The organism is Psychrobacillus sp. FSL K6-2843 (assembly GCF_038626375.1).
GTDB lineage: Bacteria > Bacillota > Bacilli > Bacillales_A > Planococcaceae > Psychrobacillus > Psychrobacillus faecigallinarum.
Genome location: NZ_CP152021.1, coordinates 588303 through 606413, shown reverse-complemented (window position 1 = coordinate 606413; position 18111 = coordinate 588303). Strand labels below are relative to the sequence as shown.

Sequence of the window (18111 nt, the reverse complement as noted above, 5' to 3'; positions counted from 1 at the left end):
ATGATAGTTCTTTTCAATTACAATTTCTCCCTCTCCTTTTGGTGTTTCGAAACCATTAAGGTAGGAAATTAAAACTTCTTCTGTAATCGGGAACGCATTGGCATCAAAACGTTTGTTTCGTATTTTAAGTCGTTCACGCAAATCATCAGGATGAACTTTTAAATAAATAAGTTTCCACTTACCGCCGTACTTTTCAATAAGCTTTTTATATTGTTCTCTTCTCACACGATTCCAAAAACTGAAGTCAATTACTACCTGTTGTTTGTCCTGAATTAATTTTATTAACTGATTTCGCAATTTTCTTTCTGCCTCTTTCTTGTACTCCTCAATCATTTCCATTGGAAAATCAATCCCGAACCGACCATTAGTAGCCCATATTTCTTCATCAATAGAAAGACGAAAAAAGCCTTCTTTTTCTAATCGTTGGGAGAATGTAGTTTTTCCAGAACCAGCCACACCACACATCATTACTACTAGAGGAGTGAGGTCATCTCGTTCACGATAAATTAAGTCAAAATTAAACTTTTCAAACATCTGAATACTACCTCCAATTATTCAAAATAAATCTATCAAACAAGCTCTAATGCTCCGTTAGATTAGGAAAAAGAAAAGGGCGCTCTTCCAACACGACAGATACATTATATTTCTTGATAATTACTGTAACAAAAAGATTTAATTTTCAGATAAAATAATATATATTTGATTATTTTTCCACTAAAGGGAGAGAAGCTTTGTGCAAATCTTTATTTATATAGCTTTAGCTACTATTATCATAGTTACCATTTCATCTACAATTCTTCGAAGGAAGAATTATCGAAAGTATGGGATACCTACTGCTTTTTTAATAGGAGTATCATTTGTAATCGCTGTCGTAAGCTTTTTCACATTGGATGGCTGGGAATCAATGGGGTTTTTCTTTATGTTTATTTGCATTACCATCGGTTCACTTATTGGCACAGGAATTTCAATGTTTTTAAACTAAAGCGCCTGTTAGTTATCAACAATCACTCTCTTTTAATCGAACGTTCATTCGTGTATATTTAATACATACCAAATAAAGGAGAATAAATTATGAACTCAATTGATTTAATTCTTTTAAATTTCAACGAAGTACGAAGAAGAAGTGTAAAAGTTTGGACATCTATTCCCCAAGAAAAACTAAACTGGAAACCTGATGACGAAGCAATGACTTGTTTAGAGATGATTAGGCATGTTCTAGAAAGTGAACATTATTACCATTTAGCTATCCAAAATCAAGGCAGCTTGGCCGTATTTGAATCTCCTTTTGATAAGCAACCCTTTTCTAGCGTAAATGCGGAATTGAAATTTGCAGAACCATTTAGAAATCACTTTTTAGAAACTATTAAGTCATTTTCAGAAGAAGATTTATCAAGTATTAAAATTGATCGTTCTGATTCTGGTTACATAAGAAGTTTGGGTGACATGTTGCTAAGAGTCGCCTATCATGAATCTGTCCATACCGGCCAATTGCTGGATTACTTAAGAATGGCAGAGGTTCCAAGAGTACGTGTTTGGGATTAATTTATCTTAGAGGTGTATCACTTAAGTGATATGCCTTTTTTTAGTTAATATGGGACATAAAAGATTCCCTTCTCTTATTCAACAATCTGTTTCGTTAGTTTAATAAGAAACTCAGTACTGGTGGTAATAATAAGAGGCTAATTGAACTGAAAATAAGTATTCTAGAAACTATTTTCGGTAATTTTTTTCTACCTTTTCCTTTATACCATCCGCTAAATTGCAATTTATTTCTATAGAGTACAAAAATCAGAATAAGAATAGCTAAAGAACCTAGCCAGTTATATTTTTCAGTATAAGTGCCAATTCCTATATACATTTCTTTTAAAAAGTAACCTAACATTGCACCTACAATAGCAAATATAAATATTACTCGTATTAACTCCAACAAGACTCTCATGTTACTCCCCTAACTTTTTATTAAAAAAATTTAACATTTATATCACAAGCCATCATTTTACTAAAGAAAAAAAACAGGTCTCTACGATCTGAACTGTTAAGACGTTCTCCTAGTACAAAAAGGTATCCATTTGGCAGAGCAATTACACCTAAATTTTGTGCTAAGTAAGGCTCTTCGTAACTTTAACCGGTAATAAAAAGTTCATCGTTTTCATAAGTGATATTACTTTCACCCAGTCCAATAATTCATTTTTTCTTTAGTTTCCCACATTCAATAGCTCTTTTCTTATAGAATAATTCATTCAATTAATACCTTCGACATCGCGCTAATAATACCTGCTCGTTAAACTACATTGCTTCAAAAGTATAATAAGTAAAAAGAGCCCCCTAAGCAGCTCAACAATATCTTTCATTAAAGTAACCTTTAATTTAACAAGACAATCGAATATATTGATATTTGTTCACCATAAAAAATAATGATGCTCCCTATAATAAACATTGGGAAGGCTAGCAATATCCTGTTTTTTTTAATTATCCGTACTTCTATTATTATCAATATTACGTGATAGATTCCATTTAAAGTAGACGGATAATAACCTTAATATAACAATTATGATTAAGAGCGAATATGTGGCATAGGGGCCGGTAACGATCCTTTTAACTTAATAAGCACTTCAATATCTTAAATCCATATTTGCTTTTTAAAAAGAAACAATCCTAATAGGGAAAATATATTATAAATTCAATCTCATAAAAGACTGTTTTTCGAAAGCTTTAAACAAAACCTTCGTCATTCTAAGTGATATAACCATAGGCTATAAAGAAATAATTCACTATTTTAAAAAGAGAATAAAATAAAAATAGGGTGGCAAAATTGCCACCCGCAAGAATTTATTTTAATACACGATTGAGAAAACTAAATACTTCTTTTAGGTTTTCCTCTGAATTAAAAGGTTCCCCTCCGTGAACTGCGCCTTCCAAAAGTGTAAGCTCTACCTTCTCATCACCTAAAACATCTGTTAGTTTTTCAGAGAAATCAATGGACTGTTGCGTTGGCACGTTCGGATCAGCCGTTCCGTGTTGGATAAAAAAGGCTGGATCATTTTTTGTAATGTAAGTTTCCGGGTTCGCTTTCTCTACTTCCTCTATATTTTCGGTAATATTTCCTCCGATGTACTTGCTTTCCGGAGAATCATCTGAGCTTCGTTCTCCTATTTTTGGAGTGATTCCGGATTCCGTAAACTGCTCATCCAGTTTCATAAAGTCAATTTGTCCATACCAATCAACGACAGCTTGTACTTCAGAAGAATATTCCATATTTTCAGTATTTTGACCATTTAAAGAGTCGTCATCTCCACTCGTACCGACTAGTGCCGCTAAATTTCCGCCCGCACTGCCTCCCCATGCCACAACCTTTTCAGAGTCCAAGTTGTATTCTTCCGCATTAGCTTTAACATAACGAATTGCAGCTTTTATATCACTAATCGCTGCAGGAAATATCGCTTCACCTGAAAGTCTATAGTTGACCGCTACAACTGCATACCCGTGATTGACACCTTCTATCATGGCAGTCAGGTCCGTCCCTGTTTTATCTCCCTGCATGAATCCACCCCCGTGGATTGCGATGATTACTGGAAACGGTCCTTCGCCTTCATTGGGAAAATAAATGTCCAGCTTTTGCGTTTCCGATTGGCTGCCGTATTTTACATCTAATTGTTTGTTCTTAATGAAAGAGGTATCAATTGCCTCAGCAACCTGTTGTTTCATTTCTGCTTGCTGAGTTGTTTCCGTTTCTTCACTATTTTTTGGAGCCGTTTCTTTGGAACTGCTTGATGAACACCCAGCTAATAATACCATTGCTAGGGACATTGATAAAATTGTTGATATAGATTTTTTCATTTGTGCTTCACTCCTAATTGTTTTGTATGTTCTTTCTATAAATTGATCATAACAAAACATTGTGGCACAAAAATGGCAGAAAAACGAGGTAAAATGAACGTTTTTCTGCCAAAAATTTTATGCTTTTTTTAAGGTGATAGTAAATGTGGTTCCTGCATTAGCCTGACTTTTCACACTGATTTTCTCCCCAAGCTGTTCCATGATTTCGAGCGCAATGGACAGCCCGAGGCCACTGCCTGTACTTGTATGCGATAAGTCTTCCTTGTTAAACCGCTCGAATATGTGCGGAAGAACTTCCTTAGAAATACCTGGGCCATTGTCCATTATCATGATTTCCGCTTTACGAGCTGTCGTTTTGGCGTCGATAGTCACTTTGCCATTTTCCGGAGTGAACTTAAACGCGTTATCGAGCAAAATGGTAAGCACTTGTGTGATACGATCTTCATTTGAATAGGTTGCGGGCAAACTTTTCGCACGTTCTGTAATTTGAAATTGAAGATCCATGTCGTCTGCTAAAATAGCAAATGGCTCTGAAACTTTCGCTATGATTTCTTTTGTATTCACGATTGATTTAGTATATGCCGTTTTTTTGTATTGCAGCCTCGATAATTCAAGCAAATCCGAGATGAGTTTTTCTAAGCGAACACTTTCTCTCAAGATGATGCTGTAGTATTGGTCGATTTTTTCCTGATCTTTGACAACATGGTCCGACAGTGTCTCTGTCAAAGCTTTGATAGATGCAAGCGGTGTTTTCAGTTCATGGCTAATATTGGCGACATAGTCTTTGCGCATTTGTTCAAGGTGATTTTTCTCTTTGATAAACAACGCAAGAAAAACCAGAATGATGATTGTTCCAATAGCCAGAGTTACGAAGAATACAAGGTAAAAACCATTAAGCGCTGCTTGATAAGCGCGTGCCTCTTTTAATAAATAGATACCACCTGTCACTTTGTTGTCCTGGACCAATGGTTGCCCGATTATAATTGCTTGCGCAGAATACCCCGGTACTTCCTGGATTTCAACTACGGTTTTGCCACTGATAATTTTTGGCAAGTACGAGGTTAATTCCTTGTTTACTTTCGCATCAGAAGAAAATCTTGAGATTGGTTCATCGTTGTAAACATTGATTTCCATTCCATGGACATCATAAGCCTTAATTAAATAATCATCGGTTTTTCTTATATTTTCACCATCCGCAACCTCTTCTCCGATCAACGTGAGGGGCGGCTGGAGTTCTTCAATTTTTGATTGGGTAAAGTAATGTTTGATTGCAAAAGCCCCCAAGAGCTGACCAGAAATAAATATCAATAGAATGACAAATGCAATCCACAGCTTACTTGAAAATAACCGCTTCATACAAATAACTCAAATTTATAACCGACACCGTAGACGGACTTTATGGAAAACTCGGGAGAAGCTTTAGCAATTTTTTGACGGATTCGTTTGATTAGGGTATCGACTGCACGCGTGTCTCCGATATAATCATATCCCCAAACTTTGTACAGTAATTCCTCACGGTTGACCACTTTCCCTGTGTTTTTGACTAGAAAGGTCAAAAACTCCACCTCTTTTGCAGTAAATTCAATTTCCTGATTATTGATCAGAACTTCATAACCATCAATATCAATGGACAGATTTCCTGCTTTTAAATAGTGGATATCTTCTTTTTTTGGTTGCACCCTTTTTAGTATGGTTTTGATCCTTACTACTATCTCTCGTGGAGAAAAGGGCTTTGTTATATAGTCATCGGCACCAATTTCAAGTCCGACAATCCGATCCACTTCTTCGCTTCTAGCGCTAAGCATAAGGATAGGAATATCGCTAGTTTTGCGTATCTCCTTACATACTTCGGTCCCAAAAAGACCGGGCATCATGATATCAAGTACCACTAGATCAAAATTGTTTTCTTTTAGGAGTTTGAGTGACATCTCTCCATCGTAAGCAGACACGCTATTCATACCTTCAGCTTGTAAATAAGCATTGATACTTTCATGAACAGCGACATTATCGTCACAGATTAATATGGTTATGTTATGATCCATTACGGTAAATCCCTTCAATCTTTAAAGTTCATTTGTTTTGTTATTTTAATAGTTTTTTCGAACTCTATATTTTCACATATTAAATAAAAAAGCAATTCGAATAACTTTTTGACTATAACTCCTCTTCTGTATACTTTCATTGAATAACTCTTTGTTGCGCAAATATTAAAGCGAACCATCTATTGAAATAAAGCAACGATAAAAGTGTACAATGCACTTTTACCGTTGCTTTTTCAATTGTTTTAATTTTAGATTTACACTAGCTTAATCTGTTCCTAAAGGTGTAATATTCTAACCGCTAACAATAAAGTTGTTTAATTAAATACGCGACTCTTAAAGTTCCTGTTGCGTTAGTTTAAGTACAATATTTCCTAAAATTTGTTAACTTTTATTATGTAAAATAATTAGTCAATTATTAAAACAAGTTTACCATTTCCTATACCTTTAGATAGCTGATCAAAGGCCTGCGATGCTTGCTGAAGTGGCAAAGTAGTACCAATAATCGGACGTAATGCTCCACTATTTAGCATTCCAATTACACCATGAATGCTTTGTTCATATTCATCTTTAGGTGCATTCCAAAGAGCTGTTGCTAAAATATCACATTCCTTTTGCATTGCAAGACGTGGATTTATTTCTATTGAACCACGATTTCCGATGATTACAATCTTACCAAATGGTGCAATCAGCTTTAAATCTGTTTCTAAATTAATATTTGCTAAAAACTCAATAATTACATCTGGTCCATTGCCATCCGTTAAGGCTAGCACATCTTCAATCGTTGCTTCAGTCACATGATCAATGACGATATCTGCACCAGCTTGCTTAACCATTTTTTTACCTTTAGGCTTACTTGCTGTCCCAATCACTTTAGCACCGTGAGATTTTGCCATTTGGACAGCCTGTAATCCTAGCCCACCACTGGCTCCATGAATAAAAACAGTTTGACCTGGTCTCAGACAGGCACGTTGAAATAATGCACGATATGCAGTTAACGCAGGTACCCCTAATGCTGCACCTTGTTCAAAAGATACATGGTCTGGTAACAAATGAACCAACGTTTCATCACACACCATCTTTTGTGCAAATGTCCCGGTACTATTACTTCTCAGTAAAGAAGCAATAAATACACGGTCACCAACTCGAATATTTGTGACTTCTTCTCCAATAGCCTCTACAACCCCTGCACCGTCTAAGCCAGGAGTATAAGGCAATTGCGGTACACAAAACGCATATGTACCTGTTAATGTATAGGTATCACTCGAATTAACTCCCGCAGCGTATAAACGAATACATACGTCTTTTTTTCCTACTACTACATCCTCAACGTCTGTGTATGCTAACTTCTCAGGTCCACCAAAATTTGTAACTTGAATTGCTTTCATGTTGTCAACCTCCTCTCATTAATTATATACAGAAAATTATTAATTTACAGTTTTCACATAACACTTCATACTGCATAGCCAAATCTACTTTTTGTTTAAAATTAGCACACGTTAGCAACCATGCCCAAATCAGAAAACTACCAAATACCGCCACAAAGAAAAGTAAAATTATAAATATAACGTAAATTGATAATCTATTGATTTCTTGTAATCCTTCGCATTATCCACACGGTTATCCGAAAAGTACATTTTTAACTTTGCGTGTTTCAAAAACATTCCCCCTTAAATTAAGCACGAATATAATCAAGCATTAATTTCAAATTAGCTTTCTCTTATTGAACCAACCCGTTGCTATAAGTTAAAAAAAATTAAAGTTTCCTAAGCGACCTGTAACTAAGACCCAATGTTAAAAAACATCAAAAAAAACCTAATCTATTGAAACTTATCCACCTCAAAAAAATGTATTTAATTCCCTTTATTGAATATTCTGTATTTTAAGGTATAATTAAGGAAATTAATATGGAGAAAGGTGATGTAAATGAAAAAACTATTAAGCATATCATTGTTTTTAATAGGATTAGTGTTTGTGTTCTTTTCATTTTCTACAAATTCTTTTGCAGACGAGAACGATAAAAGTTACGTAGATGGCCAAGTTATATCTGCTTCAGACACTTTAGACTACTCATATTTAACAAGGAACGATATAGGTTACAAAGATGGGCAAATTATAGCTGTTTCAGAGGACAACACCATTGAAGTATTTTATTCCAACTTCTCCGATATACAAGAGACCCATTATTATGAAGAATTCGGTGATATGAGTTTAATCCAAGCTGTAAGATCTTTAAATGGTTGGTTTGCTACGTTCGCTATTGAATAAAACTACTAAGTGAAATTTATCCCAAGCTCACCTATTTGGTGGTTTTTTTACTAAATGAAGTGATGGAAGTGCCACAGAGTGAAATAAGAACTTACTATGTTCCGATATCTATTTTGATCCAATGTCTTATTATCCTTTAATTAGATTCAACTTAAAGAAGATAAAACCTTCTTGAAATAACTACTTTTTATTTCTTTAGCCTTCTGAACTAAAAAAATGCTCTCCGCATCTTAAATATGCAGGGAGCATTTTATTTTTATTAGTGTGGTAAAAACAATAATTGAAATGCAAATAGGATAGCAAATATATATAGCATCGGATGTACTTTTTTTGCTTCACCTTTAACTATTTTCAAAATAGGGTAAATGATAAACCCAAAAGCAATTCCAGTTGAAATGCTTGAAGTAAGAGGCATGATCAAGATGATTAAGAAAGCAGGGAATGCTTCGTCAAATTTACTCCATTCAATTTCTTTTACAGAACCAATCATCAATGTACCAACAATAATTAGGGTTGGAGAGGTAATCGCCGCAACACCAGATATGGCACCTACTAAAGGTCCAAAGAAAGAAGCAACAATGAATAAAACAGCAACGGTTAAACTAGTTAAACCTGTACGGCCACCAACAGCAACACCAGATGAAGACTCAACAAATGCTGTTGTTGGACTAGTTCCAAACATAGACCCAACAGTCGTCGCAACTGAGTCAGCCAGTAATGCTTGGCGAGCACGAGGTAATTTTTCGTCTTTCATCAAACCAGCTTGCTTAGCAACACCAACCATAGTACCTGTCGTATCAAAGAGTGTAACTAAAATGAATGAGAATACTACTCCGTATAAACCATAAGAAATAACTTGGCTAATTGCTTCAATTGGATTCCAAATTAAAATACCTTCTGGTAAATGAGGCAGAGCTACCACTTTATCAATATGTAGTTGATTTGTTAACACAGCTACGATACCAGTAATAACCATACCAATAAATAATGCACCTTTTATATTACGTACCATTAAAATCACAGTGATTAATAAACCAAATAAAGTTAAGAGAACACCAGGGGAAGTTAAATCACCTAGCATCACTAAGTTACTATCACTTGCCACAACTACTTTAGCCATTCGTAAGCCTAGAAAGGCAATAAATAACCCAATACCTGCAGTAATTGCATGTTTTAAATTTTTCGGAATTGCCGTTATTAACTTTTCTCTCAAAGGTGTTAAAGATAAAAGAATAAAAATTATACCTGCTACGAAAACAGCAGCAAAAGCTGTTAAATAATCAATTTTTCCGTCTGACGCTAACACGACAGCGTAAGTGAAATATGCATTCAATCCCATACCAGGAGCAATTGCGATTGGATAATTGGCGCAAAGCGACATCCATAATGTACCGATAACAGCAGAAATAATAGTTGCCATAAACACTTGATCAAGTGGTACACCTGCATCCGATAAAATAATCGGATTTACAACAACGATATATACCATTGTGAGAAATGTGGTCATCCCCGCAATAAGTTCAGTCTTTACATTCGTACTATGCTCCTTCAAACGAAACATTTTATTACCTTCTTCCTTAAACACGAACATTTTTAATAACATTAAATATATTATTCGTTTTTGAGATAAAATACAACCCTTTTACTCAAAGTCATTATTCTCAAAATTCTCCGTTTACATTCACTTTAAGAATTAAGTAGTACGCAAATTTATATTAATTGTTATAAAAAAAAGCAGGTCCTTTATAAGGAGCCTGCCGTTTTTTTATTCTTTAGCGTTAGTAACATATCCTTCGTCATTGCGTCTAAATCGTATTTATACGTAAAGCCCCACTCTTCTTTTGCTGCAGTCGCATCAATGTTGTCTGGCCAGCTATCAGCAATTGCTTGGCGAACTGGGTCTACTTCATAATTCATCTTAAAGGAAGGTATTTCCTTGCGGATAGATGCAGCAATTTGTTCCGGTTCAAAGCTCATTGCCGTTACATTAAATGCATTACGATGAATTAGCTTAGTCGGATCTGCCTCCATTAAATCAACAATCGCTTGAAGCGCATCCGGCATATACATCATATCCATATATGTTCCTTTTGCTATATAGGACGTGTAAGCGCCATCCTCTAATGCTTTATAGTAAATGTCAACTGCATAGTCGGTTGTTCCACCCCCTGGTAATGTCTCATTGGAGATCAATCCAGGAAAACGAACTCCTCTTGTATCCACGCCGAATTTTTGAAAGTAGTAATCACATAGCAATTCTCCTGATACTTTGTTTACTCCATACATAGTAGTTGGACGCTGCAATGTATCCTGAGGTGTGTTTTTCTTAGGAGTAGAAGGTCCGAAAGCGCCAATAGAGCTTGGAGTAAAGAATTGCATCCCTAATTCACGTGAAGCCTCCAATGCATTTACTAATCCACCCATATTTAAATTCCACGCCAATAGCGGCTTCGCTTCTGCTGTTGCAGAAAGTAATGCAGCCATATGAATCATAGTGTCCGCTTGAAAATTCTTCGCAAGCTGATGCATTTTCTCTCCATCAGTCACATCTAAAAGGTCAAATGGACCATTTTCTGTTACTGACGATGATATATGTCTAATGTCTGTGGCCAAAATATTGTCTGAACCATATTCTTTTCGTAGTTTCGCAACTAGTTCCGAACCAATTTGTCCTAAAGCTCCGGTAACCATAATTTTCTTCATCTTTATTTCTCCCTTTCAAAAACAATTGTATTTTTGGAAAGTACATTATATCAATAAAACACCTTGATATCACTAGGTTTATCAAGTAATAATTATATCGTGTTCATTCGTGAAATACAACCATATCCGATTTCATTTTTTGATATAATAGTTTAATTAGGAGGTATTTATGAAAATATTAAAATATGCACTCATTTTTTTGCTAGGGGTAATATTGACTATGGTTATGACTTTTTTCAATTTACCTTTTTGGTTAATTTATTTGATAGTAGTAGCCGTATATTTACTTTTAATAGTTGTACCTCAAATGTATACGGTTTATAAATCAAAAAATTTGAAAAAGATAGAGCAATATCTAGAAAAGAATAAGCGAAAGCCAATATTTGCTTACCCGCTAGCTTTGAAAACTGGCGATCGAGAACAGATCATACGCTCCTTAGAGGAAATTTTGAAAAGGCACAAACAGCCCTATATGCAGGAAGTATATAAAACCATATTGGCACTTTTTGAAAACAACGTCTCTAAATTCGAGCACCTAGCTAAACAAATAAGCAAAGAACCATTAAGAACCTATTATTTAGCATATGTAGAAGCTCTTAAAGGAGACTTTGATGAGGCTCATACACTAAAGGTTCAACTCCCAAAAGGTTGGATGCAGCATGCAATCGAAGCTGTCATCGCAAAAGAGCAAGGCAACAACGACCTCTATGAACAAGAAGCGAACAAAAGCATTGAGCTTGCAACAGGCGTCCAAAAATATAGCCTTTATTATTCTTTTCAGCAAGAGATAAATAATTTGAAATGAGTGGACCAATTATTCTTGGAACTCGGCAGTAAGATCATTCGATTTCAATATAAAAGCCCACTACGGTGGGCTTTTTACTATAAACTAATATCATTTATATTTTTAACGATAATTCGTGGCATTAGGGGACTCTTTCCATCCATTTACGAGCCTTTTCCACTGTTTTAGGAGACATTTCCCCATTTTTAGGGGCGCAACCACCACTTAGGAGACGATTTCCAGCGTTTAGGAGACACTTCTCATCCATTTATGAGCGATTCCCACCGTTTTAGGAGACATTTCTCCATATTTAGGAGCGTACCCACCACTTAGGAGACAATTTCTAGCATATAGGAGACACTTCCCATCGTTTACGAGCGCTTCTCACTGTTTTACGAGACATTTCTCCATAATTAGGAGCGTACCCACCACTTAGGAGACAATTTCTAGCATTTAGGAGACACTTCCCATCGTTTACGAGCGCTTTCCACCATTTTAGGAGACATTTCTCCATATTTAGGGGCGCCGTCACCACTTAGGAGACAATTTCTAGCATTTAGGAGGCACTTCCCATCGTTTACGAGCGCTTCTAACTGTTTTACGAGACATTTCTCCATATTTAGGGGCGCAACCACCACTTAGGAGACGATTTCCAGCGTTTAGGAGACACTTCTCACCCATTTATGAGCGATTCCCACCGTTTTAGGAGACATTTCTCCATATTTAGGGGCGCAACCACCACTTAGGAGACGATTTCTAGCATTTAGGAGACGCTTCGCATCCGTTTATCTTCCCCTATATTTAACTGCCATTTAGAGAAACTTTGCGATTGTATCCCCCACAAAAAAAGGCTACCAAACAATTGGTAGCCGGAATCTTATTCTATTTAATAACACCTAGATCTTTTCCAACTTTTTCGTAAGTAGCTATGGCATTATCTAGCATTTCTTTTGTATGGGCAGCTGTTGGCATGTTGCGAACGCGTCCAGTTCCTTTAGGTACCGTAGGGAAGACAATAGATTTTGCATATACTCCCTCTTCAAATAGGCGTTTAGAGAATTGCTGAGTTAGTTTTTCGTCTCCAATAATACATGGAGTGATTGGTGTTTCAGATGCACCAATATCAAATCCAAGCTTAGATAAGCCCGCCTTCAAGTAGTCACCATTTTCCCAAAGCTTGTCATGAAGCTCTGTGGAATCGATGATCATTTGGACTGCAGCTGTTATTGCTGCTACATCGCCAGGTGGTAAAGCAGTAGAGAATAGGAATGGACGTGAACGAACCTTTAACCAGTCGATTAAGTCCTTCTTCCCTGCAACGTATCCACCGACTACCCCGATTGCTTTAGAAAGTGTTCCAATTTGGAAATCGATTTCTTTTTCTAAACCAAAGTGCTTCACTGTTCCTTTACCTTTACCAGTAACACCAGAACCATGTGCATCATCCACATACGTGATTAGGTCAAATTCTTTTGCAATTTCAACGATTTCTGGAAGCTTTGCAATGTCACCATCCATCGAGAATACGCCATCTGTAATTACCATTACTTTGTTGTACTGGCCAGATTTCGTTGCTTCTTTCGCTTTATTGCGAAGATCATCCATATCAGAGTGGTTAAATGGAATGATTTTAGCTTTAGAAAGTCGGCAACCATCGATGATGGATGCATGGTTTAATTGGTCAGAAAGAATCGCATCATTTTTGTCCATTACCGCAGAAATTGCAGCCATATTACAGTTAAAGCCCGATTGATAAGATATTGCTGCTTCTGTTCCTTTGAACTCAGCAAGCTTTTCCTCTAGCTTTACGTGTAGGTCTAGCGTTCCGTTAATCGTACGTACTGCTCCCGCTCCTACACCATATTTATCTATCGTTTCTTTTGCAATACGCTTTAATTCGTCATTTGTAGCTAGTCCCAAATAATTGTTGGAGGATAGGTTGATTAGCTCATTTCCGCCAACTGTTATAATTGGGCCATTAGCTCCCTCAACAGGATCGATTTCGTTATATAGACCTTGACTCTTTAATTGCTCTAGGTTTTCTGTTAAAAAGTTATTTAATACATTAGACAAGTTCATCTTCCTTTCAAACAAATAGTCCATTTTATTTTACCATTGTTATAGAAGAAAGACTAAGATATGTCTCTTTTGATAAATAAATGTCTATGCCTTCTTCACCTGGCAAACGCTAGTCAAAAACCATAAAAAAAAGCGAGTAGGAAACCTACTCACTCAATTGTTTCTAGCATTTTATCGTGAAGTTCTCTCCATTTATCCTCATCTATGGCAGAGTCATAGAGTGATTTAATAAGCTTTGCCTCTGCAAAATAAGTACTGATGTAATCTTGAGCCAATTCCATCTCGCTTGAGTATGCCTCTCTGACTTTCGTCAATTCCTCTTCAGCCCATTGGTTTTGGTCGATATATGGGAAGAAATCTACAATTTCATCCCCTTCTCTTTCAGGGTCATAAATATGTGGACTAGTCGCATCCACAATACTCAATTGAAGCTCCGGTATCACTACCCCATCAATACTATTGGCATCTAACCCACACCAAATGTAGCGAACGTCTAGACCATGAGACTTTGCTTCTTCTCCAAATTTTTTCATAAAGGAGGATTTCCCGCTGCCAGGCAGCCCTTTTATATACAAACGCGTCTTTAAACTTTTGGAAATTGAACTAAACGTATCCTTTGCCCCTAACGGCGTTAAAGAACCCATTAAACGGTGAGTTAGCTTCGGATTTTTTTGTAGTTTCACATTCCCTATATATTTTTTTTTAAGATCATCTAATAATGAATCAATACCCTTCCAGTCCATTCCAGGTTGAATTAATTGCTCCCAGTCATCATGTATTAGCTTAGCTTTCGATAGGGTCTGCAAACCCTTTGCAAGCCAAGCCTCTCCCTCTAGATGCTTGTCGCGGACAACTAGTCCCACATCCCGTAACCTGTCGAGTTTATAGGCATCATAATAAGTTACCCACTCATGCCCTGCCCCATAGAAGAAAGGATCAATCGTATTCGTTTGAAGATAAAGTGTTTTTGTGTCAACAATATAAACAGCCTCTACAGCGTCCTCGTCGAGCGGATCTAAAAACCATTCCATATCATTCCCTCTTCGTATAGCTGCATATCCAATTTCTTTTAAGGTTTCGGAGAGTCTAGAGCTTGCTGGGCCTTTAAAAAAATATACCTTTTTCGCTTCTTGAATGAGTTCTTTATAGAAGTTTTTAACACCTTGTCCCGTATAAGATTTCCCCATAAAGTGTGTAATTGTTCCGTTCAAATAGTCATCCTTTCTATCGTTCATTCAATAGATAATGTATGCTGCAGCAACCAAAAATATGAAAAGCACTGAGAATCATATATGTTTCTCAGCGCTCTTCTTCACGAATGGTAGTGTATAACCACTTATTTTATTCAAATATTTTTGCGAAGCAGGTAATGTATAGTGTACTAATTGTCCAAGCCCTATTGCGATAAGTATTGTACCAATGCCAACTGGGCCTCCTAGTATCCAACCGACAATCGCGACTATCACTTCAATGCCTGTCCGCACTTTCTTTAAGCTCCAACCTGTTTTTTCTATTATGAGAAGCATTAAAGAATCACGTGGTCCCGCTCCTAGATTCGGTGAAACGTAAATCCCGATCCCTATGCTCATCACCATAACTCCTAATATAAAAATGATTGACTGTCCCAACAAGTCTGTTGGATTGGGCAGTAACCAATTAAACATATCGATAAATGATCCTACAAACAAAATATTAAGCCATGTCCCTAATGCAGGAATTTTTTTTGTACTGATGATCGTAATCAACACAATAATGATACCCGTTAAAATAGCCCATGTGCCGATTGATAATCCTAAATGATTGAAAAGACCAACGTGCAAAACATCCCAAGGCCCAATACCAAATAAATATCCTTTTATAGTCATCGAAATCCCTAAGGACATAATCGTTATACCCACTATAAAAAAGATCCAACGCCAAACAAGTTCCTTCATGTTTCTATCCTACTTTCCTTTAACGAAAAAACCATTCTCAACTAAAAAGTTGGAATGGAATCATTTAATACTATATCTATTATAGTCGCTTAAGAAAAGATTGCTAGTCATTTTTGGAATTGCTAATTACTGCCGTTTTCCCTTTAGTCATACGGAGTAGGTCAGTTAGCGAAAGCTTCACTTGAAGCCCTATCCTTCCTCCGCTAACGATAATATAGTCGTTGTTTTCGGCGCTACTATCTACAATTGTCGGAAACAGCTTTTTCATCCCTATTGGTGAGCAGCCTCCCCGGATATAACCAGTCGTTGGCAAAAGGTCCTTTAGATGCAACAGCTCCACCTTTTTCTCTCCAACTTCCTTTGCCACACTTTTGAGATTTAGCTCTTGATCCACAGGGATAATGCAGACATAGTATTTATTTGAACCAGCGGTAACTAGTAATGTTTTATACACGACAAAAACGGGGTAGCCTATTTTGTTTGCTACAGTTACCCCATCGACTTGATCACCAGTCAGCTCGTATTCGATTAAATCAAAAGCTATTTTCTGCTGTTCTAACATACGAACAGCATTGGTCTTCTGTTTTTTAGTCATGTTTATTACTCCTATGCTATTTGGAAGAAGCTCGGTTGCTGATCCGAAAAGCCATACTTTCTTAAATGAACTTGATACGAATATTTAGCAATAGCCTGTTCTTTTAAACGTTTAGTTTGAAGGCTCTGTAAGTCTTCCTCCAACACTTTTGGTGTTTGAAAGTCCACCTGCATAGAACGATTAAAAACTTCAGCCTCCATTTCTTTTTGCCTCTGAGTTTCTAACTCAATTTGTCTATTCGCCATTTCATTTAACGTTAGTTGGGCTTCCTCTTGTCTAATTTTCGAAGTTGCATTTGCAGCCACTAGTAAATGCTGAGGTGTCGCAGGCATTTCTGCTAAAGCCTGACTACGAACTTTTTCTAATAGCTCAATTGTTTTTTCAGGTGTCGGTCCTCCTATGCTTTGTATTGGAGTGCCAGGTCCCTTAATATCCAATATAGTTTGTTTTTCCATTTCTTGAAATTCACGAATTGCAGCAGAAAGTTCTGGGGTGTCTTTTTCTTTTTCTTTATTCCCAAGCAAAAGTTCTTCCAATTCATTTAAAGAGGGAGTTTTCGGTTGGAAATACTCATGATGCTTTCTATATGCCTGTCCTGCGTCCTTTCTTTGGACTGCTCGCATACTAGATACTAAGTTAGACATCCCATTTCCTGTAGCTTTCACTAAACTCATCATGTTCACCATCCCTTCCATACAAATTTCCTTCTTTACAGTCTACCTAATTTGTCAAAATAATGAAATAAACTTTAGGCATAATTTAATATAAGGCATAATAATCAATTCAATATTTATGTATTTTTCCTCCAATTAGTTAAAATTACCTAATTTCAATTCTAAAAAGGAGACTGTCAGAAAATAGTCTAACAGTCTCCATTTTTTGCATTTTTTATGCGACCATTTGGCGACAAGCCTCGGCGCATTTACGACAAGCCTCTGCACATTTTTGACAGTGCTCATGATCGTGCTTCCCACACTCTTCTCCGCATGCATCACAAATTTGTGCACAGAGCTTACAAATTTCCTGAACAAATGGGCTATTTCTTGTTATAGCTTGAGCCGCATATGAACAAACATCTGCACACTCACGGTCTAACCTGATACAACCCGCCATCATTTTAATATGTTCTTCCTTTAGGCAGGCGTCAAAGCAATTATTACAAGCCTCTAAGCATTCTATGCAAGCCTTTAAACAATCTTCATACTTCGTATTCATTATTTCTCCTCCTCTTGTTTAAGTATCCGCTATTATTTTTCCCTTAAAGGGGAGATTTAAACAAGAAAAGCGTAGACTATATATTGATCAAAATCACTGCTATTTAACTTCGGACAATTCGTCCTCGGTCACCCATTTATGATTTTTAACCTCTGTTCCATCAGTGGTTGAAACATAATCTATCATGTAAACAGTTGTATCCTCAGAAGATTCAATGATAGCTTCGGCTCCTTCCATACCTTCCATGTGTTTAGCATTCAGCTTAACGTTAGAGCCAACTATCCCTTTTCCATCAGTTGCCTCTAACTCTTCATGGATAACCCATTTATGGTTCTCTACCTTTTTGCCATCTGTCGTAGAAGTATACGAAACAGCATAAACCGTTGTATCAAAAGCACCTACAATTGTAGCCTCTGCACCTTTCATACCACCCATGTGATCAGCTTCTATCACTGCCTTACTTCCTACTTCAAACTTAGGGTTCTGTGCTTCTTCTAAGCCCTCGGGAATCTCTCCACCGTCATCTATATGATTCATATGAGCATGCTCCTGCTCCATATTATTGTCCTTTGCAGTTTCTTCACCTTCTTCACCACAGCCTGCCAATAAAAATAAAGTGCATAATCCCGTTACAGCTATTTTTTTCATATATAACTC

General features: G+C 36.6%; 18 protein-coding genes and 1 pseudogene. 4 read left to right on the top strand and 15 right to left on the bottom strand.

Annotation, left to right across the window (positions count from 1 at the left end):
• Positions 1 to 51: 51 nt before the first annotated feature.
• Positions 52 to 465: pseudogene (locus MKY94_RS02955) on the bottom strand (ATP-binding protein); the annotation flags it as partial.
• 268 nt (positions 466 to 733) lie between these two features.
• Between MKY94_RS02955 and MKY94_RS02950 the strand changes: the two are divergent.
• Together MKY94_RS02950 and MKY94_RS02945 are read left to right on the top strand one after the other, a co-directional pair.
• Positions 734 to 982: a YesK family protein gene (locus tag MKY94_RS02950; protein WP_342577962.1), complete on the top strand. Its 249-nt coding sequence runs from the start codon at positions 734 to 736 to the stop codon at positions 980 to 982.
• Between the two features lie 89 nt (positions 983 to 1071).
• A complete protein-coding gene (locus tag MKY94_RS02945) occupies positions 1072 to 1542 on the top strand; it encodes a DinB family protein (protein ID WP_342577961.1) in 471 nt (156 codons plus the stop codon).
• Between the two features lie 94 nt (positions 1543 to 1636).
• Here the strand turns inward: MKY94_RS02945 and MKY94_RS02940 are convergent, their stop codons facing one another.
• The 5 genes from MKY94_RS02940 to MKY94_RS02920 all read right to left on the bottom strand — a co-directional run bounded on the left by MKY94_RS02940 (position 1637) and on the right by MKY94_RS02920 (position 7264).
• Positions 1637 to 1939 (bottom strand): hypothetical protein, encoded by a 303-nt coding sequence (locus MKY94_RS02940; RefSeq protein ID WP_144539824.1) that lies wholly within the window; start codon positions 1937 to 1939, stop codon positions 1637 to 1639.
• An 890-nt stretch (positions 1940 to 2829) separates the two neighbouring features.
• Positions 2830 to 3837 carry an alpha/beta hydrolase fold domain-containing protein gene (locus tag MKY94_RS02935; RefSeq protein ID WP_225215977.1) on the bottom strand — a complete coding sequence of 336 codons (1008 nt, stop codon included), beginning with the start codon at positions 3835 to 3837 and terminating at the stop codon, positions 2830 to 2832.
• A gap of 117 nt (positions 3838 to 3954) precedes the next feature.
• Positions 3955 to 5193: a HAMP domain-containing sensor histidine kinase gene (locus tag MKY94_RS02930; protein WP_144539826.1), complete on the bottom strand. Its 1239-nt coding sequence runs from the start codon at positions 5191 to 5193 to the stop codon at positions 3955 to 3957.
• Entirely contained in the window at positions 5190 to 5879 is a 690-nt protein-coding gene (locus tag MKY94_RS02925; protein WP_144539828.1) for a response regulator transcription factor, read from the bottom strand. Before MKY94_RS02925 ends, MKY94_RS02930 begins: the two co-directional genes overlap by 4 nt.
• A gap of 404 nt (positions 5880 to 6283) precedes the next feature.
• Entirely contained in the window at positions 6284 to 7264 is a 981-nt protein-coding gene (locus tag MKY94_RS02920) for an NADPH:quinone reductase (RefSeq protein ID WP_144539830.1), read from the bottom strand.
• 538 nt (positions 7265 to 7802) lie between these two features.
• Here MKY94_RS02920 and MKY94_RS02915 point away from each other — a divergent pair.
• A complete protein-coding gene (locus MKY94_RS02915; protein WP_144539832.1) occupies positions 7803 to 8144 on the top strand; it encodes a hypothetical protein in 342 nt (113 codons plus the stop codon).
• A gap of 259 nt (positions 8145 to 8403) precedes the next feature.
• Here MKY94_RS02915 and MKY94_RS02910 read toward each other — a convergent pair whose 3' ends face one another.
• Positions 8404 to 9705, bottom strand: a complete 1302-nt coding sequence (locus tag MKY94_RS02910; RefSeq protein WP_144539834.1) for an NCS2 family permease — start codon at positions 9703 to 9705, stop codon at positions 8404 to 8406.
• A 182-nt stretch (positions 9706 to 9887) separates the two neighbouring features.
• Positions 9888 to 10847, bottom strand: a complete 960-nt coding sequence (locus MKY94_RS02905; protein WP_144539836.1) for an L-threonine 3-dehydrogenase — start codon at positions 10845 to 10847, stop codon at positions 9888 to 9890.
• Positions 10848 to 11016: 169 nt separating this feature from the next.
• Here MKY94_RS02905 and MKY94_RS02900 point away from each other — a divergent pair, with 169 nt between their 5' ends.
• Positions 11017 to 11652, top strand: coding sequence for a YrzE family protein (locus tag MKY94_RS02900; protein WP_144539838.1), 636 nt, complete (start codon positions 11017 to 11019; stop codon positions 11650 to 11652).
• Positions 11653 to 12513: 861 nt separating this feature from the next.
• Here MKY94_RS02900 and MKY94_RS02895 read toward each other — a convergent pair.
• From MKY94_RS02895 to MKY94_RS02865, 7 genes are all read right to left on the bottom strand, one after another.
• Positions 12514 to 13704 (bottom strand): glycine C-acetyltransferase, encoded by a 1191-nt coding sequence (locus tag MKY94_RS02895; RefSeq protein WP_342577960.1) that lies wholly within the window; start codon positions 13702 to 13704, stop codon positions 12514 to 12516.
• A 155-nt stretch (positions 13705 to 13859) separates the two neighbouring features.
• Positions 13860 to 14945 (bottom strand): hypothetical protein, encoded by a 1086-nt coding sequence (locus MKY94_RS02890; RefSeq protein ID WP_342577959.1) that lies wholly within the window; start codon positions 14943 to 14945, stop codon positions 13860 to 13862.
• A gap of 51 nt (positions 14946 to 14996) precedes the next feature.
• Positions 14997 to 15644, bottom strand: coding sequence for a YitT family protein (locus tag MKY94_RS02885; RefSeq protein WP_144539844.1), 648 nt, complete (start codon positions 15642 to 15644; stop codon positions 14997 to 14999).
• Positions 15645 to 15747: 103 nt separating this feature from the next.
• Positions 15748 to 16239: a Cys-tRNA(Pro) deacylase gene (gene ybaK, locus MKY94_RS02880; protein ID WP_144539846.1), complete on the bottom strand. Its 492-nt coding sequence runs from the start codon at positions 16237 to 16239 to the stop codon at positions 15748 to 15750.
• A gap of 11 nt (positions 16240 to 16250) precedes the next feature.
• A complete protein-coding gene (locus tag MKY94_RS02875; protein ID WP_144539848.1) occupies positions 16251 to 16934 on the bottom strand; it encodes a hypothetical protein in 684 nt (227 codons plus the stop codon).
• Between the two features lie 193 nt (positions 16935 to 17127).
• Positions 17128 to 17454 (bottom strand): four-helix bundle copper-binding protein, encoded by a 327-nt coding sequence (locus MKY94_RS02870; protein WP_144539850.1) that lies wholly within the window; start codon positions 17452 to 17454, stop codon positions 17128 to 17130.
• A 99-nt stretch (positions 17455 to 17553) separates the two neighbouring features.
• The gene (locus tag MKY94_RS02865; RefSeq protein WP_151111425.1) at positions 17554 to 18102 is read right to left on the bottom strand and encodes a DUF1541 domain-containing protein; all 549 of its coding nucleotides are present in this window, start codon (positions 18100 to 18102) and stop codon (positions 17554 to 17556) included.
• Between the last annotated feature and the right edge of the window lie 9 nt (positions 18103 to 18111).